Source organism: Agrobacterium sp. LEGMi-208b, assembly GCF_059511785.1.
Genome location: NZ_CM183446.1, coordinates 1,751,046 through 1,777,119, shown reverse-complemented (window position 1 = coordinate 1,777,119; position 26,074 = coordinate 1,751,046). Strand labels below are relative to the sequence as shown.

At 61.7% G+C, this 26,074-nt stretch carries 24 protein-coding genes; 13 read left to right on the top strand and 11 right to left on the bottom strand.

The genetic code is table 11. The features are described 5' to 3' along the window. The first annotated feature begins 98 nt into the window (after positions 1 to 98). Positions 99 to 1,325 carry an MFS transporter gene (locus AC5YUO_RS22690; protein WP_496155312.1) on the top strand — a complete coding sequence of 409 codons (1,227 nt, stop codon included), beginning with the start codon at positions 99 to 101 and terminating at the stop codon, positions 1,323 to 1,325. Positions 1,326 to 1,500: 175 nt separating this feature from the next. Beyond that, entirely contained in the window at positions 1,501 to 1,653 is a 153-nt protein-coding gene (locus AC5YUO_RS22685; protein WP_496155311.1) for a hypothetical protein, read from the top strand. Positions 1,654 to 1,679: 26 nt separating this feature from the next. Here the strand turns inward: AC5YUO_RS22685 and purU are convergent, their stop codons facing one another. From purU to AC5YUO_RS22650, 7 genes are read right to left on the bottom strand one after another with little or no spacing between them, the layout of a single operon-like run. After that, a complete protein-coding gene (purU, locus tag AC5YUO_RS22680) occupies positions 1,680 to 2,564 on the bottom strand; it encodes a formyltetrahydrofolate deformylase (protein ID WP_496155310.1) in 885 nt (294 codons plus the stop codon). 21 nt (positions 2,565 to 2,585) lie between these two features. Next, positions 2,586 to 3,980, bottom strand: coding sequence for an L-serine ammonia-lyase (locus AC5YUO_RS22675; RefSeq protein WP_496155309.1), 1,395 nt, complete (start codon positions 3,978 to 3,980; stop codon positions 2,586 to 2,588). Then, the gene (gene glyA, locus AC5YUO_RS22670; RefSeq protein ID WP_496155308.1) at positions 3,981 to 5,249 is read right to left on the bottom strand and encodes a serine hydroxymethyltransferase; all 1,269 of its coding nucleotides are present in this window, start codon (positions 5,247 to 5,249) and stop codon (positions 3,981 to 3,983) included. Positions 5,250 to 5,264: 15 nt separating this feature from the next. Continuing rightward, entirely contained in the window at positions 5,265 to 5,819 is a 555-nt protein-coding gene (locus tag AC5YUO_RS22665) for a sarcosine oxidase subunit gamma (RefSeq protein ID WP_496155307.1), read from the bottom strand. Positions 5,820 to 5,832: 13 nt separating this feature from the next. Next, positions 5,833 to 8,823, bottom strand: coding sequence for a sarcosine oxidase subunit alpha (locus AC5YUO_RS22660; protein WP_496155306.1), 2,991 nt, complete (start codon positions 8,821 to 8,823; stop codon positions 5,833 to 5,835). Next, positions 8,820 to 9,140 carry a sarcosine oxidase subunit delta gene (locus tag AC5YUO_RS22655; protein ID WP_137005439.1) on the bottom strand — a complete coding sequence of 107 codons (321 nt, stop codon included), beginning with the start codon at positions 9,138 to 9,140 and terminating at the stop codon, positions 8,820 to 8,822. Before AC5YUO_RS22655 ends, AC5YUO_RS22660 begins: the two co-directional genes overlap by 4 nt. Before the next feature lie 12 nt (positions 9,141 to 9,152). Beyond that, entirely contained in the window at positions 9,153 to 10,406 is a 1,254-nt protein-coding gene (locus AC5YUO_RS22650) for a sarcosine oxidase subunit beta family protein (protein ID WP_496155305.1), read from the bottom strand. Between the two features lie 85 nt (positions 10,407 to 10,491). Between AC5YUO_RS22650 and AC5YUO_RS22645 the strand changes: the two genes are divergently transcribed. From AC5YUO_RS22645 to AC5YUO_RS22595, 11 genes are all read left to right on the top strand, one after another. After that, a complete protein-coding gene (locus tag AC5YUO_RS22645; protein WP_496155304.1) occupies positions 10,492 to 11,538 on the top strand; it encodes a GlxA family transcriptional regulator in 1,047 nt (348 codons plus the stop codon). A 282-nt stretch (positions 11,539 to 11,820) separates the two neighbouring features. Then, positions 11,821 to 12,531 (top strand): GntR family transcriptional regulator, encoded by a 711-nt coding sequence (locus tag AC5YUO_RS22640; RefSeq protein ID WP_220319406.1) that lies wholly within the window; start codon positions 11,821 to 11,823, stop codon positions 12,529 to 12,531. Continuing rightward, entirely contained in the window at positions 12,528 to 13,439 is a 912-nt protein-coding gene (locus tag AC5YUO_RS22635) for a dihydrodipicolinate synthase family protein (protein ID WP_496155303.1), read from the top strand. The genes AC5YUO_RS22640 and AC5YUO_RS22635 overlap by 4 nt, the downstream gene beginning before the upstream one ends. Then, positions 13,432 to 14,949: an aldehyde dehydrogenase gene (locus tag AC5YUO_RS22630; RefSeq protein ID WP_496155302.1), complete on the top strand. Its 1,518-nt coding sequence runs from the start codon at positions 13,432 to 13,434 to the stop codon at positions 14,947 to 14,949. The genes AC5YUO_RS22635 and AC5YUO_RS22630 overlap by 8 nt, the downstream gene beginning before the upstream one ends. After that, the gene (locus AC5YUO_RS22625) at positions 14,946 to 16,292 is read left to right on the top strand and encodes an NAD(P)/FAD-dependent oxidoreductase (protein ID WP_496155301.1); all 1,347 of its coding nucleotides are present in this window, start codon (positions 14,946 to 14,948) and stop codon (positions 16,290 to 16,292) included. The genes AC5YUO_RS22630 and AC5YUO_RS22625 overlap by 4 nt, the downstream gene beginning before the upstream one ends. Positions 16,293 to 16,369: 77 nt before the next feature. After that, positions 16,370 to 17,221 (top strand): glycine betaine ABC transporter substrate-binding protein, encoded by an 852-nt coding sequence (locus AC5YUO_RS22620; protein ID WP_220319410.1) that lies wholly within the window; start codon positions 16,370 to 16,372, stop codon positions 17,219 to 17,221. A 98-nt stretch (positions 17,222 to 17,319) separates the two neighbouring features. Next, entirely contained in the window at positions 17,320 to 18,399 is a 1,080-nt protein-coding gene (locus tag AC5YUO_RS22615; RefSeq protein ID WP_496155300.1) for a quaternary amine ABC transporter ATP-binding protein, read from the top strand. A 13-nt stretch (positions 18,400 to 18,412) separates the two neighbouring features. Continuing rightward, positions 18,413 to 19,261: an ABC transporter permease gene (locus AC5YUO_RS22610; protein ID WP_496155299.1), complete on the top strand. Its 849-nt coding sequence runs from the start codon at positions 18,413 to 18,415 to the stop codon at positions 19,259 to 19,261. After that, positions 19,258 to 20,121, top strand: coding sequence for an ABC transporter permease (locus AC5YUO_RS22605; RefSeq protein ID WP_496155298.1), 864 nt, complete (start codon positions 19,258 to 19,260; stop codon positions 20,119 to 20,121). The genes AC5YUO_RS22610 and AC5YUO_RS22605 overlap by 4 nt, the downstream gene beginning before the upstream one ends. Positions 20,122 to 20,134: 13 nt before the next feature. Then, on the top strand, positions 20,135 to 21,133 hold the full coding sequence (locus AC5YUO_RS22600; protein WP_496155297.1) for a 4-hydroxyproline epimerase: 999 nt from the start codon (positions 20,135 to 20,137) through the stop codon (positions 21,131 to 21,133). 14 nt (positions 21,134 to 21,147) lie between these two features. After that, positions 21,148 to 21,936 (top strand): pyrroline-5-carboxylate reductase family protein, encoded by a 789-nt coding sequence (locus AC5YUO_RS22595; protein ID WP_496155296.1) that lies wholly within the window; start codon positions 21,148 to 21,150, stop codon positions 21,934 to 21,936. Between the two features lie 171 nt (positions 21,937 to 22,107). Here AC5YUO_RS22595 and AC5YUO_RS22590 read toward each other — a convergent pair whose 3' ends face one another. The 4 genes from AC5YUO_RS22590 to AC5YUO_RS22575 all read right to left on the bottom strand — a co-directional run bounded on the left by AC5YUO_RS22590 (position 22,108) and on the right by AC5YUO_RS22575 (position 26,015). Beyond that, positions 22,108 to 22,845: an SDR family NAD(P)-dependent oxidoreductase gene (locus tag AC5YUO_RS22590; RefSeq protein ID WP_496155295.1), complete on the bottom strand. Its 738-nt coding sequence runs from the start codon at positions 22,843 to 22,845 to the stop codon at positions 22,108 to 22,110. Then, on the bottom strand, positions 22,842 to 23,576 hold the full coding sequence (locus AC5YUO_RS22585) for an SDR family NAD(P)-dependent oxidoreductase (protein ID WP_496155294.1): 735 nt from the start codon (positions 23,574 to 23,576) through the stop codon (positions 22,842 to 22,844). The genes AC5YUO_RS22590 and AC5YUO_RS22585 overlap by 4 nt, the downstream gene beginning before the upstream one ends. A gap of 119 nt (positions 23,577 to 23,695) precedes the next feature. Continuing rightward, positions 23,696 to 24,763, bottom strand: coding sequence for an FAD-binding oxidoreductase (locus AC5YUO_RS22580; RefSeq protein ID WP_496155293.1), 1,068 nt, complete (start codon positions 24,761 to 24,763; stop codon positions 23,696 to 23,698). Between the two features lie 4 nt (positions 24,764 to 24,767). Further along, positions 24,768 to 26,015 (bottom strand): aromatic ring-hydroxylating oxygenase subunit alpha, encoded by a 1,248-nt coding sequence (locus tag AC5YUO_RS22575; RefSeq protein WP_496155292.1) that lies wholly within the window; start codon positions 26,013 to 26,015, stop codon positions 24,768 to 24,770. Positions 26,016 to 26,074: the final 59 nt, after the last annotated feature.

Genomic DNA, 26,074 nt, shown 5'->3' with positions numbered 1-26,074 from the left:
CGCGTATATTAGTTGACATACGCCACGTATGCAATTATCTCATTTCACATACGCCACGTATGTGTGTGGTGGATACCCTCAGAACAAGGTGCATCCCGATGGCTAATCCATACAGAGAAATTTTCCGTGCTCCAGGAGCAAAAGGTTTTTCCGCCGCTGGTTTCTTTGCCCGCCTTCCCATTGCCATGGCCCCGATCGGTATCGTCGCCATGCTGTCGCAAACCCATGGCGAATATTGGCTGGCCGGCGCCGTCTCCGCAACCTTTGCGCTCACCAATGCCGCCGTCTCCCCGCAAATCTCCCGGCTGGTGGATCGCAAGGGGCAGAGCCGTGTGCTCATCCCGGCGACCATCGTTTCGGTCATCGCCTTTGCGGCGCTGATTATCGCGACAAATCAGAGATGGCCCGCCTGGACGCTGTTCCTCTCCGCCTTTCTCGCCGCTGCCATGCCGAGCATTCCCGCCATGATGCGCGCCCGCTGGACGGAAATCTTCCGCGACCGGCCGGAGCTGAATACCGCTTTCGCCTTTGAATCCGCCGCCGACGAACTTGTCTACATTTCCGGCGCCTCGCTTTCCGTCGGCCTTGCCGTTTCACTCTTTCCGGAAGCCGGCATGATGATCAGCACCGCCTTTCTGGCGCTCGGCACCTTTGCCTTCCTTCTGCAACGCTCGACCGAGCCCAAGGTGCGGCCGGTTGAAAGCGGCCGCCCGCAGCGTTCGGCCATCTCCCTGCGCCCGGTCCAGATCATAACGCTTGCCCTGATCTTCGTCGGCTCGACCTTCGCCACGGCCGAAGTTAGCGCCGTCGCAATCACCAAGGCGCTTGGCCAACCGGAAGCCGCCAGCCTCGTCATCGGTGTCTATGCCATCGGCTCCTTCGTGGTCGGCCTCATTCTCGGCGCGCTCAATCCCAAAATGCCGTTGCAGCGTCAGTTGCTGATCGCCGTCAGCGTGCTTGCGCTCACCGCGCTGCCACTCCTCGTCGCCAATACCAGCGTTGCCCTGCTCGCCTTTGCCGTTTTCCTCAGCGGCGTTGCGATCTCGCCGATCTTCATCACGTCATTCGGCCTGATCGAGCGCCGCGTGCCTGAATCGATGCTGACGGAAGGCGTGACCTGGGTCATGACCGGCATCGGTATCGGCATGGCGCTCGGCGCCTTCATCTCCGGCTGGGTGATCGACAATTTCGGCCCGGACAATGGTTTCTGGGTCTCGGTTGTCGCGAGCCTTTCAACCGTGGCCATCATCACGCTCGGCCAGCGCAGCCTCTCCGGAGATCGTGGACGCCCCGGCACGGAGGCCGTCGCGCAGCCCGCCGAATAGCAACCTTTACTCGTAGCCTGCCTTGCTCATCGCGGCATTTGATATGTACGCATGAGAGTCACAGACTAATCTATAGTAGAGCGACTGTTTTACTTTGCTGTCGCCCCGCAAGCATGATACCGTCCACGGCCGATGATATCATGCCTGCGGGGCGATCCCGTTTGGCGATGCGGCAATGGAGACAGCCGCTTCCACCAATGATTATTTCCTGTGGCTCGCCAATGCGTTCTCCCAGTGGCAGGGCTTTCGGGACAAATTATCGCTCCTGTCCAAAAAACGGTGTCTCAACGCCTGCTACTGGCGAGACGACATGCCGGCGAGCCACTGACCAGGGATGTCAACCACGAGTCGCCTTCAGCCCATGCGCTCGGACACGTGTTCTCCGGGAGATGCGGGAAAGACGACCGTCCTGTTTCCGTTCAGGAAGACCCGATGATGAATATGTGCGTGGATGGCGCGGGCCAGAACCTGGCTTTCCACATCCCGCCCCAGGCTCACATAATCCATCGCGCTCTGGGCATGGGTCACGCGGATCGTATCCTGCTCGATGATCGGCCCTTCATCGAGATCGGCGGTGACGTAGTGAGCGGTCGCGCCGATCAGCCTCACCCCGCGCTCATAGGCCTGCTTATAGGGGTTGGCACCCTTGAAGGAGGGCAGGAACGAATGGTGGATATTGATGATGCGGCCAGACATTTCCTGACACAGCCGGTCCGACAGCACCTGCATGTAGCGCGCCAGCACCACGAGTTCCGCCCCGGTATCCTGCACCACCTGCAGGATCGCAGCTTCCGCCTCGGGCTTCGTTTCCGGTGTGACACGAATGTGGTGAAAAGGAATATCCTCATTCACCACCTGCTTCTGGTAATCGAGATGATTGGAGATCACGGCCACGATTTCGACCGGCAGTGCACCGATGCGGGAGCGATATAACAGATCGTTCAGGCAATGGCCGAAACGCGAGACCATGATCACGACTTTCGTCTTTCGCGAAAGGTCGTGGATGTCATAGTCCATATCGAAATCGGTCGCGACGGGACCGAAACCGTCAAGCAGCGCCTCGCGTCCCGATCCCTGTTCGGAAACGAAGCTCAACCGCATGAAAAAACGGCCCGTCTCCTGGTCTGTGAATTGCGAACTGTCGTTGATGTTGCAGCCGGACCGGGCGAGATAACCCGAGACGGCGGCGACTATGCCGCTGCGCGCCGGGCACGCGACTTTCATGATATAGGTGGTCAAATCCTGCTCCCCCTTGATAGTTCAGCACTCCGGCAGATTGACGGCGATGCCGCCCTGCGAGGTTTCCTTGTATTTCACATGCATGTCGCGGCCGGTCTCGCGCATCACGGTGATGCAATTGTCGAGCGGCATGAAATGGGTGCCGTCACCACGCAGCGAAAGGCTGGCCGCAGAGACGGCCTTGATGGCGCCGAGCGCATTGCGCTCGATGCAGGGAACCTGAACGAGCCCGGCCGCCGGATCGCAGGTCATGCCGAGATGATGTTCCAGCGCGATTTCGGCGGCATTTTCCACCTGCGCATTGCTGCCGCCTAAAACCGCGCAAAGCCCCGCCGCCGCCATGGCCGCAGCCGAACCCACCTCGCCCTGGCAGCCGACTTCCGCCCCCGAGATCGAGGCGTTGTGCTTGATGAGACCGCCGATGGCCGCAGCCACCAGCAGAAGATCGCGGATGCCTTCCCGGCGCGCGCCGACGCAATGGTCGAGATAATAGCGCGCCACCGCCGGCACCACGCCCGCCGCGCCATTGGTGGGTGAGGTGACCACGCGCCCGCCGGCGGCGTTTTCCTCATTCACCGCCATGGCGTAGACGCTCATCCAGTCATTGGCCTGATGCGGCTGGTTAAGGTTCAGCCCGCGCTCCGATTGCAACTGCTCATGGATCGCCTTGGCTCTGCGCTTCACCTTCAGCCCGCCGGGCAGGATACCATCCTGCGTCAGGCCGCGCTCGATGCAGCTTTCCATCACCTCCCAGACGCGGTCCAGCCGCGCATCCAGTTCCGATCCGTAAACAACCTCCTCATTCGCCCGCTTCATCTGGGCGATGGTCTTGCCCGACGCGCGGCCCATGCGCAGCATTTCGGCCGCCGTGCTGAAGGGATAGGGCACCGATTGCTGCTTGCCGGCGCTCAATCCGCCGGCCGACCTTTGCAGCTCTGTTTCGGTGACGACGAAGCCGCCGCCAATCGAATAATAGACCTCCCGGTGATAGGTGTTTCCCTGACGGTCGCAGGCGATCAGGACCAGCCCGTTGGCATGGCCGGGAAGCGGCGGGCCATAATCGAAGACCAGATCCCTGTCCGGATCGAACCGCAGCGGCGGCAGCCCCTCGGGCTGGACAAGACCGGTCCGGCGCACCTCCGCCTCGATCTCCTCCACCCGGTCGGGATCGAGCGTATCGGGCTTCAGCCCGCAAAGGCCGAGAATGACCGCGCGGTCCGTCGCATGGCCCTTGCCGGTGAAGGCGAGTGAGCCATGCAGGCTCGCCCGCAGGCCGAACAGGTCTCCGGCCCCCGGGAACTTGTCGCCGCCGCGCAGATCGTCAAGAAACCGGGCGGCCGCGACCATAGGCCCCATCGTATGAGAAGACGATGGGCCGATGCCGATCTTGAATATATCGAAGACCGACAGGAACATTTACGAACCGTAGATCGGGAAGGCGTCGCAAAGTGCGGCAACCTGTGCCCGCACCTCGGCCTCGATTGCGGCGTCGCCTTCGACATTCGCCGAAAGCGCATCGATGACGCGCAGGATCAGCACGCCGATCTGCTCGAATTCAGCCACGCCGAAACCCCGTGTGGTGCCGGCGGAGCTGCCGAGCCGGATGCCCGAGGTAACGAAGGGCTTTTCCGGGTCATTGGGGATGGCGTTCTTGTTGCAGGTGAGACCCGCCCGCTCCAGCGCGATTTCGGCAACCTTGCCGGTGACGCCTTTCGGACGCAGATCGACCAGCACCATATGGCTGTCGGTTCCGCCCGAGACGATGCCGAGACCACCTTCTGTCAGTACTTTAGCCAGCGCCTGTGCATTGGCGATGACCTGGCCGGCGTAATCGGAAAATTCCGGGCGCAGCGCTTCGCCGAAAGCCACGGCCTTGGCGGCGATGACATGCATCAGCGGACCACCCTGATTGCCGGGGAAGACGGCCGAATTCAGCTTCTTGGCGAGATCGGCATCGTTGGTGAGGATCACGCCGCCGCGCGGGCCGCGCAGCGTCTTGTGGGTGGTGGAGGTGACGACATGAGCGTGCGGCACCGGGTTCGGATATTTGCCGCCGGCGATCAGGCCGGCATAATGGGCCATGTCCACCATCAGATAGGCGCCGACTTCATCGGCAATCTCGCGGAAACCGGCAAAGTCGATCTGGCGCGGATAGGCCGAAGCGCCCGCCACGATCAGCTTCGGTTTCGTTTCCAGCGCCTTTGCGCGCACCTTCTCCATGTCGATCAGATGTGTATCGGCATCGACCTCATAAGAAACGACGTCGAACCATTTGCCCGACATCGTGACCGGCGAACCGTGGGTCAGGTGCCCGCCATGGGCAAGCGAAAGCCCCATGATCCGGTCGCCCGGCTGCAGCAGCGCCAGAAACACCGCCTGATTGGCCTGCGCGCCGGAATGCGGCTGTACATTGGCGAATTCCGCGCCGAAGAGCTGCTTCAACCGCTCGATGGCGACCGCCTCCACCTTGTCGACGAATTCGCAGCCGCCGTAATAACGCTTGCCGGGATAACCCTCGGCATATTTGTTGGTCAGCACCGAGCCTTGAGCGGCCAGGACATCGGCCGAAACGATGTTTTCCGAGGCGATCAATTCAATCTGCGTCTTCTGGCGGTCGAGTTCCTCTGCGATGGCATCGGCGATGACCGTGTCTGAAACGGTATGATGTGACAGGCGGTTGAGCATATTTCTTCTCCCAGATCAGGCGATATCCGCTGCAAGTTCCTTGCAGCCGGTTTCAAGCAAATGGCCAAGATGCGACACGAAACTGTTCCAGATATCCATGCGGAAACGGTTTTCCGCATCGCGCCAGAGCACTACGGTCACACCGTCGAAAATCGTCCGGCGTCCCTCGCCGACGGCAATCGTCTCAATGTCGCGGGCGCAGCCCAGCGTCAGCAGTTCGGTGGCCTGCGGACCTTCGATCAGCAGCGTCACTTCCCGTCCGGAAATATCGACGAGGCTGTGCGGATGGCTGGCATAGGCCGCGCCGCAGGCCGCAACCAGCCTCTCGACCTCCCCTGTCGGAGCAAGGATCGTCCATTCGTCGGGACCGAGGCGCATGGCCTCGATTTCGCCCGTGGCGGAGCGGGTGCCGATCCGGTCGGGCAAGCTCAGGCCAAGGGCGGCGCTGAGCGGCGCCAGATCGCCGCGTGCGCGCAGCGACAACCGGGCTTGTGCGGCCAAGATGCTGACCCGGGCTGCTTTGCTTTCGGCCAGCGTGCCGGAAACGGGGGAGGAAACACGCATGTTCATTGTCATCTCCGGGTCAAATCTTCAGGCGGGTGTTTTCGGGATCGACAAAGACCATCCCGGTGATTTTCGCGGCAATGGTGCGATCCAGCATCGGAATATAGACGGTCTCGCCCATCCGCTCATGCCCGCCTTCCACCAGCGCCAGCGCGATTGGCTGGCCGACGGCATCCGAATGATAGGAGGAGGTCACGTGCCCCACCATTTTCATCGGGATCGGCTGTTTCGGGTCGAAGACGATCTGTGCGCCCTCTTCCAGCTTCGAGCGGTCTTCCGTCAGAAGGCCGACGAGGTGGCGGCGATCCTTGGCGACGAGATCGGGGCGGGCGAGGCCGCGCTTGCCGACGAAATCGGGCTTGTTCTTGCCCACGGCCCAGCCCATCGCCGCATCATAGGGCGTGACCGTGCCATCGGTGTCCTGGCCGACGATGATGTAGCCCTTTTCGGCACGCAGCACATGCATGGTTTCGGTGCCATAGGGCGTGATGCCGTATTGCTGGCCGGCCTCCCACAGGATTTCCCAGAGCTTGCGGCCAAGCGGCGCAGGCACGTTGACCTCGAAGCCGATCTCGCCGGTGAAGCTGACGCGGAACAGCCGCGCCGGCATGCCGGCGACCGTGCATTCCACGCAGGACATATGCGGGAAGGCCTCTTCCGTCAGCTCGACGCCTTCCACAAGCGGTGCGAGCAGCTTTGCCGCATTCGGGCCGTTGAGGGCAATGGTCGACCATTGTTCTGTCGTCGAGGTCAGCCAGACATTGAGATCCGGCCATTCCGTCTGGAGATAATCCTCCATCATGTTCAGCACCCGGGCCGCACCGCCTGTCGTGGTGGTGACGTGGAAACGATCCTCGGTCATGCGGCCGATAACGCCGTCGTCGCGGATGAAGCCGTCATCGCCGAGCAGCAGGCCGTAACGGCAGCGGCCGGGAGCGAGCTTCGTCCAGGGATTGGTATACATGCGGTTCATGAACTCGACCGCGTCAGGACCCACAACCTCGATCTTGCCAAGCGTCGAGGCATCGAAAATGCCGAGGCTTTCGCGCACCGCCCGGCATTCGCGCCCGACCGCCGCATCCATGTCTTCGCCCGACTTCGGGAAATACCAGGCGCGACGCCATTGCCCGACCGGCTCATAGACCGCGCCATGCTCCTCAGCCCACCCGTCGATCTGCGTCTTGCGTGTCACCTCGAAATGCGCGCCGCGGTGATAACCGGCGAAAGCCCCGAAGGTCGTCGGCGTATAGGGCGGGCGGAAGGTGGTTAGGCCCACTTCCGGCTGTCGCTTGCCGAGCGCTTCCGCCGCGATGTTGAGACCGTTGATGTTGGACATCTTGCCCTGATCGGTGGCCATGCCGTTGGTGGTGTAGCGCTTGACATGCTCGATGGAACGCATGCCCTCACGCACGGCAAGCCTCAGATCCTTGGCGGTCACGTCGTTCTGGTAATCGACGAAAGCCTTGGCCTTGCCGGCATCGCGGTCGCTCGGCAGTTCCGTGTGCGAGACACCGCTGCCGGTACGATCATGCTCCACCGCATGGCTGGAAGAATTGGCAGCCCTGCCAAGTGCGGCAACGACTTCACGACCCCGCTCCGCGCCGTCCTTCAACGCGGCCTCGATGCCCCAGAGCCCGCGTCCGGCGCCTGCGATAACACAGTCCTCATTGGTGAGGGCGGGCAAGAAGGTGGTCCGCTCGTCATCCCAGGCAAGCTTGCCCTGCGTGTGGGAGAAGAGATGCAGCGACGGCGTCCAGCCGCCCGACATCAGCACCGCGTCGCAGGCGATCTCCTGTCCCGCAGCGACTGTGGAACCATTCACCAGATTGACGCGAGCCGACTTGACGCGCAGCCGTCCCGACGTTGCCGTGACCGTATGCGACAGCTTGACCGGAATGCCGAGCGCACGCGCCTCGTTCACCAGTTCTTCCCGCACCTTGGCGCGGGTATCGACAATCGCCTGAACGCGCGCGCCGGCACCGTGAAGATCAAACGCCGCATACCAGGCGCTGTCATGGCTCGTCACCACCACCGGGCGGTTGCCGACCTTTACGCCGTAACGGTTGAGATAGGTCTGCGCCGCGCCCGCGAGCATAACGCCCGGCCGATCATTGCCGTGAAAGACCAGCGGCTTTTCCAGAGCGCCCTGCGCCAGCACCACCTGCCGCGCGCGTACTCGCCACAGGCGTTCGCGCGGCGTATCCTTCGGCACGGTCTCAAGATGATCGGTCAGCTTTTCACAAAGGCCGATCATGTTCTGATGGTAATAGGCAATGGCCGTCGTGCGGGTCATGACCTTGACGCCCTGATCCTTCAGGGCCTGCAATTCATCCGCCAGCCAGGTCCATGCCGGCTTGCCGTCGATCTTCGCCTGCGGTTCGGAAAGCAGCGTACCGCCGGCTTCGGCATTTTCATCGACCAGCACGACCTTGAGACCATCGACCGCCGCCGCGCGCGCCGCCGCCAGACCGGCAGGACCGGCGCCGACGATCAGCACATCGCAATGCAGGTTGCGCGAAGCATAGGTATCCGGGTCTTCCTCCTTGGGAGAAACGCCGAGACCCGCGGCCGCGCGGATGAAGGGCTCATAGACCTTGTTCCAGAAGCTCTTCGGCCACATGAAGGTCTTGTAGTAGAAACCGGCCGAAAACAGCATATAGGCCATGTCGTTGACGGCGCCGATGTCGAATTTCAGGCTCGGAAATTTGTTCTGCGAGGTGGTTTCCAGCCCGTTCCAGATTTCCTGCATGGTAGCGCGGGTATTGGGCTCAAAGCGTCCGGCGCTGCGGCGGGTGCCGATCAGCGCATTCGGCTCCTCGGAACCGGCGGCGACCGGGCCGCGCGGACGGTGGTATTTGAACGAGCGGCCCATCAGATGCACGCCATTGGCCAAAAGCGCCGAGGCGACCGTATCGCCTTTCGCTCCGCGATAGGTCTTGCCGTCAAAGGTAAAGTTTACCGAGCGGGCGGCATCCACACGGCCACGGCCGGAAACGCGATAGGAGTTCATTTCGACACCTCGGAACTTGCTGGCGCGCGGGTCAGGGAAGACAGTTCAGGTCGCGGCTCGCCCGCGCGATAGGTCGTCAGGAACCGGTCGCTCACCGTATCGCGCACGGCGTTGAAGAAGCGGCCACAGCCATGCAGGTGCCGCCAGCGCTCAAAATGCGGACCCTTGACGTTTTCGCGGATGAACAGGAATTCTTCCCATTGTTCATCGGTCTGCGACGACGGGTCGGCGGCGCGGACGATATGGGCCTGTCCGGCATAGGTGAATTCGGCTTCGGGCAGCGTTTCGTTGCAATAGGGGCAGCGGATCAAAAGCATGGGGTCAGCTCCTCAATGCGCCACGGCGGCGGCGGCGGCCTCGTCGATCAGGCGGCCGGAGCGGAAGCGTTCCAGCGTGAAGGGCGCGTTGATCGGGTGCGGTTCGTTTTTGGCGATGGTCCAGGCGAAGGTATGGGCAGCGCCCGGCGTGGCCTTGAACCCGCCCGTACCCCAGCCGCAATTGACGTAGAGCCCATCGACCGGTGTCTTGCCGAGAATGGCCGAGCGATCCGGCGTGACATCGACGATGCCGCCCCATTTGCGCAGCATGCGCATGCGGTTGAAGATCGGGAAGATTTCGACGATGGCCGCGATCGTATGTTCGATCAGCGGCAGGCCGCCCCGCTGCGAATAGGAGGTGTACTGGTCGGTGCCCGAACCGATCACCAGCTCGCCCTTGTCGGACTGGCTGATATAGGCGTGCACCGCATTGGACATGACCACGCAGGGGAAGATCGGCTTGATCGGCTCCGACACCAGCGCCTGCAGCGGATAGCTTTCGAGCGGCAGGCGGACACCGGCCGTATCCATGACGACAGATGTGTGGCCAGCGGCCGAGACCGCGACCTTCTTCGCCTTGATGAAGCCGCGCGCCGTTTCCACGCCGGCAACGGAGCCATCGGCGTTACGGCGAATGGCGGTGACCGGGCAGTTCTGGATGATATCGACGCCACGGGCGGCGGCACCGCGGGCATAACCCCAGGCGACTGCATCGTGGCGCGCCGTACCCGCACGCTCCTGCAACGCGCCGCCCATGACAGGATAGCGGGCATTCGGCGCAATACTCAAGGGCGGGCAATATTCCTGGCATTCTTGTGGGCTGAGCCAGCGATTGTCGACGCCGTTCAAGCGGTTGGAATGAATATGACGCTTGAAGCTCTGCACGTCGTGCACATTGTGGGCCAGCATCAGCACGCCGCGCCGGGAATACATGACGTTGTAGTTCAGCTCCTGGCTGAGGTTCTCCCACAGGTCGACGGCATGGTCATAAAGACGAGCGCTCTCGTCATAGAGATAGTTGGAGCGGATGATCGTCGTGTTGCGGCCGGTATTGCCGCCGCCGAGCCAGCCCTTGTCGATGACGGCGACATTGGTGATGCCGTGCTGGCTGGCCAGATAATAGGCGGCACCCAGACCATGGCCGCCGGCGCCGACGATAACCACGTCATATTCGGCTTTCGGCTGACTGTCGGGCCATTGCTCGTCCCAGTTCTTGTGGCCGGTCAGGGCATTCCGCAAAAGATTGAAGGCATTAAAACGCGTCATGAGCGGACCCGATGGTTGGAAAATCTCGTGTCGCAAAAGCTAGGAGCATTTGTTGCGCCCCGGCTGGACAATCGCGTCTGTTTGCATGAATATTTGCGTCATGACCTCACACCGCGCCAGAAAACGCCTCAGCGTCGCCTTCCTGCTTGCCGACCGTTTCACGCTGTCGGCCTTTGCGAATTTCGTCGATGTGCTGCGTCTTGCCGCCGACGAGGCGGACCGTTCCCGGCCGATCCTGTGCGAATGGTCGGTGCTGTCGGCAACCTTGAGCAGCGTGCAATCGAGCTGCGGCGTGAAGGTGCAGCCGGATAGGCGGCTGATGGATGCCGGGCATTACGATTATATCGTCGTTGTCGGCGGCCTGATCAGCGATCACAGCGCCCTGCCACCGGAGGCGCTGCGCTTCCTGAAAGACCGGGCGGCGGCGGGCATTCCCATCGTCGGGCTCTGCACCGGCGTTTTCATTCTGCACGAGGCCGGCCTGCTTGATGGATATCGCTGCTGTGTGAGCTGGTTCCACCACCAGGATTTTCTCGACCGGTTCGAGACGGTGCAGATGGTCTCCGACCAGATCTTCGTCATCGACCGCGACCGACTGACCTGTTCCGGTGGCCATGGCGCCGCACATCTGGCCGCCTTTCTCGTCGAGCGTCATGTCGGCCAGTCCGCCGCCATCAAAAGCCTCAATATCATGATGATCGACAGCGCGCTGAGCGGCGAAAAACCGCAACCCGGCCAGCAGAGCGCACGCAAGGCCAATGATCCCCTGGTGAAAAAGGCGATCCTGCGGATGCAGCAGAATATCGAGGTTCCGAGGACCGTGCCGGAACTGGCAAATGATCTCGGCCTTGGCCGCCGCAGCCTCGAACGGCGTTTCCTGAGCGACCTGAACGCGACGCCGTCCAAGGTCTATCTCGAGCTTCGGCTGGACCGCGCACTCTCCCTGCTGCGCACCACGCATGACACGATCACCCAGATTGCGCTCGCCACCGGCTTTTGCGACGCACCCCACCTTTCCCGCACGCTGCGAACCGAGCGCGGTTTCACCCCCAGCGAATATCGCAAGACCCAGGCCGGCCGAGTGGCAACCGACGAGGAATTCGCCGTCGGCGTGCTGCTTCCACAGCCCTGACCGCGCTCAGATCATCGCCAAAACGAGCTTTCCACGCCCTATCCGCTGCTGAAACGGGGCGGTCTCGCCAGCCCATGCAAACAACCAAAATTCCTTAAAGCATAATATTTTCAATAATATATGCATCATCAGGCGTGCGAAATCATGGAAATGAATTATTTTCTTATAAGCAATGTATAACGAGATTATACAATTTCGTTGACTCATCGCAAAAGCCGTGTCAGCTTTTTCAACGTCGACAGGAATGGAATGCGCCCACACCGGTTCGGGCAGGAGGTTTGGATGAAAAACGGCAAGAACGGCTTGTATGAAGATATCAAGCATCAGATTCTGACGATGGAACTCGACCCCGATCAGGATCTCGATGAGGTGAGCCTCGGCGCACGCTACGGCCTGTCGCGCACGCCTGTCCGGGAAATTTTCCGCCGTCTCGAGGGTGAGGGTTACATCGATATCCGCGCCAATCGCGGCGCGCGTGTCATTCCGATGAATCACCAGACGCTTCGGCACTTCTTTCTGGTCGCACCGATGATCTATGCCGCGATCGGCCGCCTCGCCGTACAGAATTTCCGGCCAAAACAGCTTGGCGAATTGCGGGACACGCAGGAGCGGTTCCGCACGGCAAGCCTGACGGGCGATGCGCCGGCCATGGTGGTGGAAAACAACCATTTCCACGCGCTGATCGGCGACATGTCCGGCAACGTCTATCTGCAGGCGAGCCTCGGCCGGCTGCTGATCGATCACGCCCGCATCGGCCACACGTTTTACCGGCCGCGCAATGACGACATGCGCGAGCGCCTGAAGCTCGCCGTCGAGCATCATGACGGCTTCATCGCCGCGATTGAAAAGCATGACGAGGACGCCGTTGTCGATCTGGTCTTCGAGCATTGGGAATTGTCGCGCGAGAACATGGAAATGTTCATCGCACCACAGGGAATGAAGGCGGATGCCCTCGTCGAGGTGCCCGTCGCAGCGATGGAGAAATCGTCTTGAAGTTCGAAGGCATATATACTCCGGCGATCACGCCGCTTGGGCCCGATGGGCAGATCGACCGTGACGGTTTCGCAGCCGTTCTGGAACATCTGATCGAAGCCCGCGTCCATGGCATCATCGTCGGCGGTTCCACGGGTGAATATTACGCGCAGACGGCGCAGGAGCGCTTCGATCTCGCCGCTTACGCCAAGCAGGTCATCGGCACGCGGCTGCCGCTGATAATCGGCACCGGCGCGACGCGCACCGAGGATTCCATTGACTATGCCAAGGCCGCGAAGGAAATCGGGGCGGACGCCATTCTCGTCTCCTCCCCGCCCTATGCGCTGCCGACGGAGCGTGAAAATGCGGTCCATGCGCTGGCCGTCGACCGCGCCGCAAATCTGCCGATCATGCTCTACAACTATCCCGCCCGCATGGGCGTGGTGATGGGGGAAGAATATTTTTCCCTGGTCGGCAAATCCAAGAACATCGTCGCCATCAAGGAAAGCTCCGGCGACATGGGCAATCTGCATCTGCTCGCCCGCAAGTTTCCGCATATTGCGCTCTCCTGCGGCTGGGACGATCAGGCGCTGGAATTCTTCGCCTGGGGTGCGAAAAGCTGGGTCTGCGCGGGCTCGAATTTCCTGCCGCGCGAACATGTGGCGCTCTACGAAGCCTGTGTTCTCGAAAAGAATTTCGACAAGGGTCGCGTGATCATGACCGCGATGCTGCCGCTGATGGATTTCCTCGAATGCGGAAAATTCGTGCAGTCCATCAAGCACGGCTGCGAGATCATCGGCCTGAAGGCCGGTCCCGTGCGCGCCCCGCTCAGGCCGCTCAATTCCGAGGAAAAACGCACCCTCCAGACCGTCGTCGCCACCTTGAAGCGCACCGTTGCCCAGATCACGTCGGGAGCCAATCATGCATGAACCTTTGACCGCCGCCGAATATCGCGCGATTGCCGCCAATCTGCAATTGCCCGCCAATGCCTTCATCGACGGCGCTTTCGTCCCGGCGAAATCGGGCAAGACATTCACCTCCACCAACCCTGCCACCGGCGAGACGCTGACCGAAATCGCCGCCTGTGACGCAAGCGATGTGGATTTCGCCGTCGCCAAGGCGCGCGAAGCCTTCGAGGACGGCAGCTGGCGCAACCTTGCACCGGCCGACCGCAAGGCGATTCTGCTCGACTTCGCCAAGCTTCTGGAAAACAACCGGCACGAACTGGCCGTCATGGAAAGCCTCGACAGCGGCAAGCCGGTGCGCGAGTGCCAGACGGTCGATGTTCCCGATACGATCCATACCATTCGCTGGCATGCCGAACTGATCGACAAGCTTTATGACAACACGGCCCCGGTCACCGGCAATGCGCTTGCCATGATCGTGCGTGAACCCGTCGGTGTCGTCGGCTGCGTCCTGCCCTGGAACTTCCCGCTCTTGATGCTCGCCTGGAAAATCGGCCCGGCGCTTGCCTCCGGCTGCTCGGTCATCGTCAAGCCGGCGGCGGAAACGACGCTGACGACGTTGCGCGTCGCCGAACTCGCCCATGAGGCCGGCATTCCGGCCGGCGTCTTCAACGTCGTCACCGGCGGCGGCAAGGAAGTTGGCGAGCCTATCGGCCTGCATATGGATGTCGACATGGTGGCCTTCACCGGCTCGACGCCGACCGGACGGCGGTTCCTGCGTTACGCCGCCGATTCCAACCTTAAGCGTGTCGTGCTCGAATGCGGCGGCAAGAACCCGGCAGTGGTGCTGGATGACGCCGAAGACCTCGATCTCGTTGCCGAGCAGGTCGTCAATGGCGCCTTCTGGAATATGGGCGAGAATTGCTCGGCCTCCTCGCGGCTGATCGTCGATGCGAAGATCAAGGACGAGTTGCTTCAGCGGATCGGCGCCTATATGCGCGACTGGAAGATGGGCGACCCGCTCGACCCGGAAAACCGCGTCGGCGCGCTGGTCAGCAAGGCCCATTTTGACAAGGTCCATTCCTTCCTCGAGGATGTGAAGACCGAGAAGCTCGCCATCGTTCACGGCGGCAAGACCGACAAGGGCATCTTCATCGAGCCCACGGTGGTCGACAAGGTGACGCCGGCGAGCCGGCTTTTCCAGGAAGAAATCTTCGGCCCGATCCTGTCGGTGACGAGTTTCAACACGCTGGCCGAGGCGGTCAGTCTCGCCAACGACACGAATTACGGCCTCGCCGCCTCCGTCTATACCGCAAGCCTGCGCAAGGCGATCCGGCTGTCGCGCGAAATCCGCGCTGGCATCGTCACCGTCAACTGCTTCGGTGAAGGCGACGCCACCACGCCCTTCGGCGGCTACAAGGAATCCGGTTTCGGCGGGCGCGACAAGTCGATCTTCGCGCACGACAATTATTGCGAACTCAAGACGATCTGGATCGACATATCGGATCGTTCGGTGGACGAGACGGTCAGATGACGAGCCGGTCCGTCAAACGTTTGCCGGTCGAAAACGGCATCTCGGGCTGGGAGGCGATCAGCAAACGTTCCTTCCCGGTCCGCAGCCTGGAAGGCAACGTGACGGCGGACTGGTTGATCATCGGCGCGGGTTTTGCCGGTCTTTCGGCTGCCCGCCGCCTCACGCAGCTCCGTCCCGGCGACAGGATCGTCGTCATCGATGCGAGCGAGGTTGGTAAAGGCACGTCCGGGCGCAATTCCGGTTTCATGATCGACGTCCCGCATAACCTCGCCTCCGGTGAATATTCGAGCGGAGCGGCCGATGCCACCCAGCTCGAAATGGCGCAGAACCGGTCGGCGATAAAATTCGCCGGCGAGGCGGCGGCGGAATACGAAATGTCACGCCAGACATTCGATCCGGCCGGAAAGATCAATGCCGCCGCCACCGCGCGGGGGCTGAAACTCAATCAGAGTTTCGGCCAGTCGCTGAAAAACGCCGGCGAAAAGCACCGTTTCCTCGATGCGGCCGAAATGCGCGCGCTGACCGGGTCGGATTATTATCTCGGCGGGCTTTATACGCCGGGAGCGGTGCTGATCCAGCCTGCGGACTATATTCGCGAACTGGCCGCCGGCCTGTCGTCGAAGGTGGACCTGTTCGAAAATTCGCCCGTCACGGCGCTCAGACACGAAAATCACATCTGGACGGCGGTGACGCCGAAGGGCCGCGTCAGCGCTCCGAAGGTCATTCTCGGGGTGAACGGCCATATCGACGATTTCGGCCATTTCGGCGGACGGCTGATGCATATTTTCGCCTATGCCTCGATCACCGCGCCCTTTGCGGCCGACGATTTCGGCCACCGCGTCTCGGGCGAGGACAGATGGGCGCTGCTGCCTGCCGATGCGATGGGCGCGACCGTGCGCAAGATCACCTCGGGCGGCCAGTCGCGCATCGCGATCCGCACGAAATACACCTATGAGACGACGGTCGGCATCAGCGAGCGACGGCTTGCGAAAATGGCGAACGCGCATCGGCGTTCGCTCGACGCCCGCTTTCCCGGCCTTCGCAATATCGGTTTCGAGCACAGCTGGGCCGGCAGGCTTTGTCTCAGCCGCAACCATGTGCCCGCCTTTGGCGAGATCGAGGAGGGGCTTTATTCCGCCTGCTGCGAGAACGGGCTCGGCACCGTGAAAAGCACGCTTGCCGGCATGATGGCGGCGGAACTGGCGACCGGCAACGCCTCCAGACACCTCGAAGAATACATGGATCATCCCGAGCCCACCCGGCTGCCGCCGGAGCCTTTCGCGTGGCTCGGCATCAATTCGGTGATCCGATTGCAGGAATTGCGTGCAGGCCGCGAGGGATGATCCCTCCCGCGCAATAGGAGGACCGGGCCGGCGTCGGGTCTTCGATAAGAATGGGAACAAAAACTAGGAGAAATATTATGAAGACTTTATGGAAAGCGCTCTGCGCGGCCGCGATGGTCGGCATGACGGCATTCTCCGCCTCTGCGGAAGAAAAGACCGTAACCCTGGGTACGATGTCCTGGGAGGATCTCACACCCATTACCGGCATTACCAAAAAGGTGCTCGAGGATTCCGGTTATACCGTCAAGGTCGTGCCGTTCTCGGAATGGGGCATCGCCTATGCCGCTTTGACCAAGGGCGATATTCAGCTGCTCGCCTCGCAGATCGACTATGTCGCGCAGGATTACTGGGACAAGAACAAGCGGCGTCTCGAGAAGATTTCGCCCGTGTCGCACGGTCTCTTCCAGGGCATCGCCGTGCCGAAATATGTCACCGTGGATTCCGTCGATCAATTGAATGACAATGCCGACAAGTTCGGCGGCAAGATCGTCGGTATCGAACCCGGTTCCGGCCTGATGCGCGACACCGGCAACGCCGTGAAGGATTACGGCCTGAAGCTGCAGCTCGTCGAAGGCAGCACGGCGGCAATGACCGCGGCGCTCAAGTCGGCCATCGACCGCAAGGAATGGATCGCCGTCACGATCTGGGAACCTTCCTGGATGATGCAGCGCTACGACGTAAAGTTCCTCAAGGATCCGAAGGCCGTATTCCCGCCGCCGCAGAGCTATTACTGGATCGGCCAGAAGGGCTTCTCCGAGAAATATCCGCATGCGCGTGAAGTGGTCGCCAGCGTCTACGTGCCGCTTGCCGATATCACCGCCATCAATGCCGCCGTCAACGATGGCAAGACGATGGATCAGGCAGTCAAGGACTGGACCGACAGCCACGCCGATCTTCTGAAGCGCTGGGAAAACATCAAGGGCGAATGACCCTGAACGTGCGGGCCGCAAAGGCGGCCCGCACGCGGATTTCCAAAAGTTGAAGGCCGGCCCCGAGCAGGCCCGTGGGGAACGCGATGAATTCTGTGATGAACGAACCCAACGAAGTGTTGGTTGATTGCCAAAACGTCTGGAAAATTTTTGGCGCGCGTGCCCAGGCCGCCGTCAAGGCCGTCTCCGAACGCGGATTGTCAAAAAAGCAGATACTGGAGGATTTCGACTGTGTCGTCGGCGTCTCCGACGCCAGCCTTCAGGTTCGCCGTGGCGAAATCTTCTGCATCATGGGGCTTTCCGGCAGCGGCAAATCCACCCTGATCCGGCTCCTCAACCGCCTCATCGAGCCGAGTGTCGGCAGGATCACGGTGAAGGGCAAGGATATCGCCAAGCTGAACGCCGCCGAATTGCGTGAATTGCGCGCCCGCAACATGGCCATGGTTTTTCAAAGCGTGGCGCTGTTGCCCTACCGGACGGTGCTCGAAAATGCCGGTTTCAGCCTCGAGGTGCGCGGCGTCGCGAAAGACGAACGCAATCGCGTGGCACGCGAAGCCCTTGAGAAAGTGGGGCTGGCCGACTGGATCTCCCGTTATCCCTCGGAATTGTCCGGCGGCATGCAGCAGCGCGTCGGCCTTGCCCGTGCGCTCGCGGCCGATCCCGAGATCATTCTCATGGACGAGCCGTTCAGCGCGCTCGATCCGCTCATCCGCCGTCAATTGCAGGACGAGTTCCGGCAACTGACGAAATCGCTCGGCAAATCCGCCGTCTTCATCACCCATGACCTCGAAGAGGCCATCCGCATCGGCGACCGCATCGCCATCATGAAGGACGGCGTCATCGTGCAGGTCGGCACCGCCGAGGATATCGTCACCAAACCGGCTGACGACTATGTCGCCGATTTCGTGGCGGGCATCTCCAGAATCCATCTGGTGAAGGCCCATTCGGTCATGCAGCCGGTTGCGGAATTTACGGCCTCGCGGCCGCAATGCGATATCGGCACGCTGCTGCGGGCCTCGCCGGAGGCCGATATCGGCGCGCTGATCGATCTGACGATGCAGTCCGACCACGACGCTGTCGCCGTCTTCGAAAAAGATGCCGTCATCGGCATCGTTACCGCCCGGGACCTTTTGCGGGGCGTAGCGGGCGCACCTGCCGAAGAATTCGCGGCGGCATAGCGGAGGACGGGAAATGGACACTTCGATCATCACGGACCGTTTCGACACCTGGACGGAAGATGCGCTTGGCTGGATCGGCGATAATGGCGAAGGGCTGTTCGATTTCGTCAGCCGGCTGCTCGAGGGCAGCTATGACGGCATCCTCTGGCTGCTCCAGCTTGCCCCGCCCGTCGTCATCGCCCTCATCGCCGCTTTGCTCGGCTGGCGGCTGATAAACCTTGCGGCCGGTGTTCTCGCCGGCGTCGCGCTGCTGTTCTGCGCCGCCATGGGGCTGTGGACCGAAACCATGAGCACCCTCGCTTTGGTGGCCACGGCGACGATCCTTGCTCTGCTGGTCGGCATTCCGCTCGGCATCCTTGCGGGCTTCGCCAAATCGCTCGACCGGGTGCTCGAACCCGTACTCGACCTGATCCAGACCATGCCGCCTTATATCTATCTCCTGCCCGCGATTGCCCTTCTGGGTTATGGGCCGGCGACGGCGCTCATCGCCACCTTCATCGTCGCCATGCCGCCCGCCATCCGGCTGACCTCGCTCGGCATCCGCATGACACCGCGGGAATTCATCGAACTCGGCCACGCGAGCGGTCTCACCTCCTGGCAGATGTTCACGAAAATCCGCCTACCCTTCGCCATTCCAAGCATCATGGCGGGCATCAACCAGAGCCTGATGATGGCTTTCGGCATGGTCGTCATCGCCGGCATCGTCGGTTCCGGCGGGCTTGGCGAAACGATCTACGGGGCGGTGCGCACGCTGGATATCGCCACCTCCATCAATGCCGCAATCGCCATCGTCATTCTGACCATGGTGCTGGACAGGCTCACGCAAAGCGCGGCCCACCGCGTAAAGGCAGGTGCAAGATGAACCTCGATCTCCTCCGCTTTTCGCCGGGCACCTATCTCGCCCCCGCCGTGGACTGGCTGAACACCAATTTCCACCCGTTTTTCGCAGCCGTGACCAAGCTCATAGAGACGGTCCTCGGCGCCATCGAGGCCGTGCTGCTCTATCCACCCGCCTTTGTTCTGATTGCGGTCGCGACATTGCTCGCCTTCTTCGCCATCAATCTCAAGGCCGCACTGGTCACGATATTTGCGTTGGCATTCTGTTTCTTCGCGGGCCTGTGGACGGAATCGATGCAGACGCTCTCTCTGGTGACTGTGGCAGTCGCCATTTCGGTGTCGGTCGCCTTTCCGCTTGGCATTCTGGCGTCGCGTTACAAGCGGTTCGAGACATTCATCCGCCCGGTGCTCGACATCATGCAGACCGTGCCGCCATGGGTTTATCTGATCCCGGCCGTGATGATCTTCAGCCTCGGCCGTGTCCCGGCGATCATCGCGACGATCGTCTATGGCGTTCCGCCGATGCTGCGCCTCACGACGCTTGCCTTCAACCAGGTTCCGAAGGACCTTCTGGAGCTTGGACAGGCAACGGGCGCCTCGCCCCGGTCCATCCTGTTCAAGATCGAAATCCCGTCCGCCACGCCCACGCTTCTGGTCGGTCTCAACCAGTGCATTCTGCTGTCGCTCGCCATGGTCGTGCTGGCCGGGCTTGTCGGGGCCGGCGGGCTCGGCGCCGAAGTGACGCGCGGCTTGACGCGCATGGAAATGGGTCCGGGTCTGAGAGCCGGGCTTGCCATCGTCGCCATCGCCATTTTCCTCGACCGACTGTCCAGAGGCGCGCTGCAGGGCCGCAGGGTATCGGCCGGAGGAAACGGCGCGCACTGAGAAAAAGAGAGCCATGCGTCATAGCTTCTTCTGCATCGATTCCCACACCTGCGGGAATCCCGTTCGTCTCGTCGCCGGCGGCGGGCCGCTGCTGCCGCATCTTCCAATCGCCGAGCGCCGCGACATATTCGTGCGCGACCACGACTGGGTGCGGCAGGCATTGATGTTCGAGCCACGCGGCCACGATGTGATGTCGGGCGCGATCATCTATCCGGCCTATCGGCAGGACTGCGATTTCGCCGTGATCTTCATCGAGGTCAGCGGATGCCTGCCCATGTGCGGCGCCGGCACCATCGGGCTCGTGACGGCGGCCATCGAGGAGGGTCTGGTGACGCCGAGGGTGCCGGGAAGGCTGTCGATTGAGACGCCCGCTGGAAAGGTCGATATTCAATACGAGAAACCCGCAGACTTCGTCGAATCCGTCCGCATGTTCAACGTGGCCAGCTATCTTCATGCCGCCGATGTGGCGGTTGAAGTTCCAGACCTCGGCAGGCTCACGGTCGATGTCGCCTATGGCGGCAATTATTATGCTGTCATCGAGCCGCAAGCCGCCTGGCCCGGTCTCGACGGCCTGTCGGCGAGCGATATCGTCGATCTCAGCCGCAAGCTGCGCGGCGCGCTTTCGCAAATCTGCAATCCCGTGCATCCCGAGGACGAGAGAATAAGCGGCGTGCACCATGCCATCTGGTGCGACAGACCGGTTTCAGCCGATGCGGATGGGCGCGGCGCGGTGTTTTACGGCGACAAGGCCATCGACCGCTCGCCCGGCGGCACCGGCACCTCGGCCCGCATGGCGCAACTCCATGGCAAGGGCCGCCTGAAAGCCGGGGAAAGATTTCGTCAGGAAAGCCTGATTGGCACGATCTTTGAAGGCAGGATCGAGGAGGAGACGCAGATCGGCAGCTTTAGAGGAATCCTGCCGAGCGTCTCCGGCTGGGCGCGGATCATTGGACACAACACCATATTCGTGGATGATCGCGACCCGCTGGCGCATGGATTTCAGATCGGTTGAGGAGCGTTTCGATCATGATGGATATCGGCCGCATCGGCATCGTCGGAGGCGCTGGATGGCTGGGAACGGCGATAGCGAAGGCGCTCGTCCGCTCCGGCACGGTATCCCCTGACCGGCTGATATGCTCATTCCGGCGCAGCAAACCCGCAGAACCGCTGGATTGCCGCTGGACGCAGGACAACAGGGAATTGGTGGACAATTCCGATATCGTCATCCTTTCGGTGCGGCCTGAGGATTGGAATGCGGTTGAGATCGAAGCGGCCGGGAAACTGGTGGTTTCCGTGATGGCCGGCGTGACGGTCGACAATATCAGGGAAAGAACCGGCTCCGCGCGTGTCGCACGCGCTCTGCCGAACGCCGCAGCGGAACTTGGTTTTTCCTATACGCCCTTCTTCGTTGCATCCTCCGAAACCGGAGACGCAGAGACTGTCGGCACGCTGTTTCGCAGCTGCGGTGAAGTGGATCTCGTCAGCCGCGAGACGGATATCGACTATTTCACCGCCATGTCGGGATCGGGCGCCGCATTCCCGGCATTGCTGGCGGAGGCGATGATGAACGATGCGATCGCGCGTGGCATACCGACCGCCGTGGCCCGCCGCGCCGCTCAGCAGCTCATCATCGGTGCGGGGCGGCTTCAGGAACGGGACGGCGCTTCTCCCGACGAAACCGTGACATCATTTGTCGACTACAAGGGAACAACCGCCGCCGGCATTCTTGCGATGCGTCGCGCGGGCTTCGCCAATGTGGTCGAGGCGGGACTGGATGCGGCTTTTAGGAAAGCGAAGGCGCTTTCCGTTCAGTGATATCAGTGCATTAGAGCATTTCCAGGAAAAGTGGAACCCAGGTTTCCGCCGGAAATGCAGAAAAACAAAGAGTTAGGGCGCTTTGGCGATTCGAAGAAAAGCCAAAACGCTCTAATTGGGCGGCGCGCTTGCGATGGGAAATGCGCGCCGCACTTGTCCGGCCAACTTGCCCTATTGCGGCAGGCTCAATTTGGCCATGCGGCCGCCATCGACACTCCAGACCTGCCCTGTCACAAAGGACGATTCCGATGACGCCAGCCATGCGACGAGGCTTGCGACTTCTTCCGGCTTGCCGGTGCGACCGACCGGATGGATATTGCCGATGGAACGCCTGAAGCCGGCCGGATCAGGCATGCTTTCGATGAAATCGATGTTCAGATCCGTATCAATCCAGCCCGGCGCGACGGCATTGCAGCGAATGCCCTCGGCACCGTGATCGACGGCGACGGCGCGGGTCAGGCCATGCAGTCCGGCCTTGGAGGCGCAATATGCGGCATGTTTCGGATTGGAACCGAGCCCTTCGATGGAGCCGATATTGACGATCGTTCCCCTTGTGGCCCGCAAGTGCGGCAGGGCGGCCTTGATGAGCATGAAGGGCGTCGTCAGATTGACCGTCAGGTTGCGGGTCCAGTCTTCGAGCGTCATCGCCTCGACGAGCGCCTCCTGCATCATTCCGGCGTTGTTGATGAGGACGTCGAGCCTGCCGGCCCGGTCGATGAGGGTCTGAACGGCGGCGGACGCCGCCGCCGGATCGGCGAAGTCGACGGCGAGACCCTCGAACTCCCGATCTTCGCCCCGTTGCGCCGTGAAAACCCGGGCGCCTTCTTCGCGCAGCCTGTCGGCGATCGCCCGGCCAATGCCGCTGCGCCCGCCCGTCACCAGAGCGACTTTTCCATGAAAACGGCTCATCCTACCGGCTTTCCTCCGTTGACCTCGACCAGGGCGCCGCACATGTAACGGGCGGCGTCAGAGGCGAGGAAGGTAATGACATCGGCAATATCTTCGGGTTCGGCGATCCGCCCCAGCGGCACGGTTTTTCCGAGTTCGGCGACGGCCGTATCGGGGTCGAAGCCCCTCTTGATGAACCCGGTGCGCAACATCGGCGTGTTGACCTCATTGGGACACACCGCATTCACCCGGATATTCTGATGGGCATGGTCCATGCCCATGCATTGGGTAAGGGATGCGATCGCTGCCTTGGTCATGCAATAGACCGCATGGTTCGGTCCCGGTCGGACACCCCAGCAGGACGACACGTTGACAATAGCGCCGCCGCCCCTTGCAGCCATGATCGGAATGGCGGCGCGGCAGACGCGGAACGGAGCCTCGACATTGACGCCGACCGAGAGCGACCAATCGGCATCGCTCGTTTCCGTCACCGCGCCCCTTGTGATGACGCCGGCATTGTTGATGACGATATCGAGCGCGCCGAGGGCCTCGAAAGCCGCTTGCGGCAATCCGTCCGCATAAGCGGGATCGAGCAGATCGCCCTCCAGAAAGGCATCCGCCTCAAGCCCGGCGAGGCTTCGATCCGCCACCGCCACGCGAGCGCCTTCCAGGCGCAGCCTGTGCACCACGGCTGCCCCGATGCCGCCGGCAGCGCCGGTCACCAGCGCAGATTTTCCCTGAAAACGTGTCATTTCCGTCCCTTGCCTTCACTCGGTTGACGATCTGATAATCAAGGCGCCGCGCTGCATCCGGGCCGATTTCAACTGATCCCCGGGGTGGAGTTTTCGCGCAGCGTTTCGCCTTAAGGCGCTTATATTTCGAGCTTCACGGACCCGATCGGCCTTGAGCAGCAGGCGAGAATATAATCGTCGGCAATGTCCTCGTCGGTGATGCCGCCATTATGGACCATATGCACCTGCCCTTCGAGCTTGCGGATCTTGCAGGTGCCGCACAGGCCCATGGTGCAGCCCGAAGGGATCATCAGACCCGCCGCCCGCGCGGCGGCGAGGATCGTGTCGGTCTCCGCGCAACGGGTGGAGATGCCGGAAAGGCTGAATTCGATCTCCGCCTTTTTGTCCTCGTCCGGAACGACATCGGTCGGAACCGCTTCGGCCTGCTGCGGGGCCGCCTGAAAGCTTTCCTGATGGTAGCGGCTCATATCATAGCCGAGGATCGCCAGAGCCTCGCGCACCGCCCGCATGAAGGGTTCAGGCCCGCAGCAGAACACTTCGCGTTCCAGATAGTCCTGCGCCATCAGGCCGAGCATGATCTGGTTGAAGAAACCGCGATAGCCCGTCCAGGGTCTGAAAGGATCGGTCTGCTCGACAACCCATTTCAGATCGATACCGTTGACGCGCGAGGCCATTTGCTCGAGCCGTTCCCGGAAGATGATCTCGGAGGGACGCCGGGCACAATTGACGAAAACAATATCCGGCTCGCGTCCGGAATCGTAGAGATAGGTGGTCATCGACATCATCGGGGTAATCCCCGATCCGGCCGAGATGAACAGATATTTTTCCGCCGGGTTCTGCATGAACGAGAACCGGCCCGCCGGCCCCGTGGCGCGCAACCGCACGCCGGGTCGCAGATTGTCGAACATCCACCGCGTGCCGATGGAATCGGCCTGCGCCTTGACCGTCACGGTGAGGCAGGTCGGCCGCGACGGCGACGACGAGATCGTATAGGTACGATAGATGTTTCCGCCCGGCACCGGCAGTTCCAGCGTGAGGAACTGGCCGGGATCGAAGCTGAACAGGGCGCCGGAAGGAGACTGGAAACCGAACGTCATGACATTGGGCGCTTCCGGCAGACAGGAGACGCATTCCAGCTCTTCCGTATCCGACCAGAAGGCAAGTCTCGGCCTTGTGATGGTGTTCATCGCCTCACTCCGCCGCTATCTGGGCCGCCATCTCAGATGTCGTCAGCGAGCGTTCCAGCCAGCCGGCATACCAGTCGATGAACTGGATGACGCCGCTTTCCTGCGCCGGCGAATAGGGGCCGGGGCGGTAGGCGGGAGAAAAAATTCCCTCCTGATTGGTTTCGACGATCTCCCGGTCTTCGCCATTCGTGGCGATCCACACTTCCGTCAGCCGTTTCAGATCGTAATCGACGCCCTCGACCGCATCCTTATGAACGAGCCAGGTGGTGGTGACCTCGGTTTCCGTGGGGCTGATGGGCGCGACGCGGAAGGTAAGCGAATGGTCGGGCAGGAAATGGTTCCAGGTCGAGGGATAGTGGAAAACCAGCAGCGAGCCGGCATCCGGCACGGCGACCCGGCCGAGTCTCTTATCCACGCCGGCCTTGCCATCCATGGTGTAGCTCAGCGCGCCTTCCTGGAGCGGCATCCGCGCCAGACGATATTGACCGTCGCCGGCCAGGAGGAATTGCGCCGGAGCGCCGGCGGCCTCGCAACGGTCGAAATGGGCCTGAAGCCGTGCCGAGATGGAACCATCAGCCGAAACGCCCGCCACTTCCGGATCGAGCGGGAAGGAGCGGCAGAGCGCCGGGTGGTTGCTGCTGCAATGGTAGCATTCGCGGTTGTTTTCCCAGACGAGCTTCCAGTTGCCTTTCTCGACGATGGTCGAGGTGTAAGCGACCTTGGCGTTGGAAAGATCATGGACCGCCAGATAGGGACGCGCCAGCTCGGCAAAGGGCTCGAAGGCCGGCGGCGTGTCGGACAGACAGATGTAGATCAGCCCGTCGAGGTTACGCAGGCTAACCGGCTTCAAGCCATGCGAGGATGCGTCGAAGTCCGGCCCCATGTCGTTGGCCCACAGAAGTTTGCCATCCAGCTCATAGGTCCATTGATGGTAGGGACAGACCAGTTTCGCCACCTGCCCCTCACGCGCCTTGCAGACGATGGAGCCGCGATGACGACAGGAATTGTGAAAAGCGCGGATTTCGCCGTCGCGGGCTTTCACGATGATGATGTTGTAGGCGCCGACGCGCATCGTGACGTAGCTGCCGGTTTTCACCAGCTGGCAGGCGGGGATGGCAAACAGCCACTCCTTGTAGAAGAGATGTTCGAGATCGAGATCGTAGATCGACTGCGACGTATAGAAGGGTTGTTCCAGGGCATGGCCGGGCTTGCGGCGGGCCAGCAGTTCCTGTGCAGAAATATGTGCGTTCATGGCGGTAGGTTCCCGGTTTATCCTTGTTCTGACCGCAAAAATCCCCCTCGCCGCTGTTT